Source organism: Rhodococcus sp. EPR-134 (assembly GCF_001647205.1).
GTDB lineage: Bacteria > Actinomycetota > Actinomycetes > Mycobacteriales > Mycobacteriaceae > Rhodococcus_F > Rhodococcus_F qingshengii.
Genome location: NZ_LVCT01000742.1, coordinates 1 through 1096 on the forward strand (window position 1 = coordinate 1; position 1096 = coordinate 1096).

Consider the following 1096-nt stretch of genomic DNA (forward strand, 5'->3'; position numbering starts at 1 on the left):
AAACAGGGTTTCTCATCAGTATCTGTGTGTTGTTTCAGATACCGCACAGTGGACGCGTAGCTTCTTTGTGGTAAGTCCTCGGCCTATTAGTACCAGTCACCTGCATGCATTACTGCACTTCCAGTTCTGGCCTATCAACCCGGTGGTCTGCCGGGGGCCTTACCCCCTCGAGGGGGTGAGAAACCTCATCTTGGAACAGGCTTCCCGCTTAGATGCTTTCAGCGGTTATCCCTTCCGAACGTAGCTAACCAGCGGTGCTCCTGGCGGAACAACTGGCACACCAGAGGTTCGTCCGTCCCGGTCCTCTCGTACTAGGGACAGCCTTCCTCAAGTTTCTAACGCGCGCGGCGGATAGAGACCGAACTGTCTCACGACGTTCTAAACCCAGCTCGCGTGCCGCTTTAATGGGCGAACAGCCCAACCCTTGGGACCTACTCCAGCCCCAGGATGCGACGAGCCGACATCGAGGTGCCAAACCATCCCGTCGATATGGACTCTTGGGGAAGATCAGCCTGTTATCCCCGGGGTACCTTTTATCCGTTGAGCGACACCGCTTCCACTTGCCGGTGCCGGATCACTAGTCCCGACTTTCGTCCCTGCTCGACCTGTCAGTCTCACAGTCAAGCTCCCTTGTGCACTTGCACTCGACACCTGATTGCCAACCAGGCTGAGGGAACCTTTGGGCGCCTCCGTTACATTTTGGGAGGCAACCGCCCCAGTTAAACTACCCACCAGGCACTGTCCCTGAACCAGATCATGGTCCGAGGTTAGAGGTCCAATTCGATCAGAGTGGTATTTCAACAACGACTCCACGATAACTGGCGTCACCGCTTCACAGTCTCCCACCTATCCTACACAAACCGAACCGAACACCAATACCAAGCTGTAGTGAAGGTCCCGGGGTCTTTTCGTCCTGCCGCGCGTAACGAGCATCTTTACTCGTAATGCAATTTCGCCGAGTCTACGGTTGAGACAGCTGAGAAGTCGTTACGCCATTCGTGCAGGTCGGAACTTACCCGACAAGGAATTTCGCTACCTTAGGATGGTTATAGTTACCACCGCCGTTTACTGGGGCTTAAATTCTCAGCTTCGCTCC

General features: G+C 54.9%; 1 rRNA gene. It reads right to left on the bottom strand.

The window, feature by feature from the left end:
• Positions 1–66 precede the first annotated feature (66 nt).
• Positions 67–1096: ribosomal RNA gene (locus A2J01_RS32020) — 23S ribosomal RNA — on the bottom strand; the annotation flags it as partial.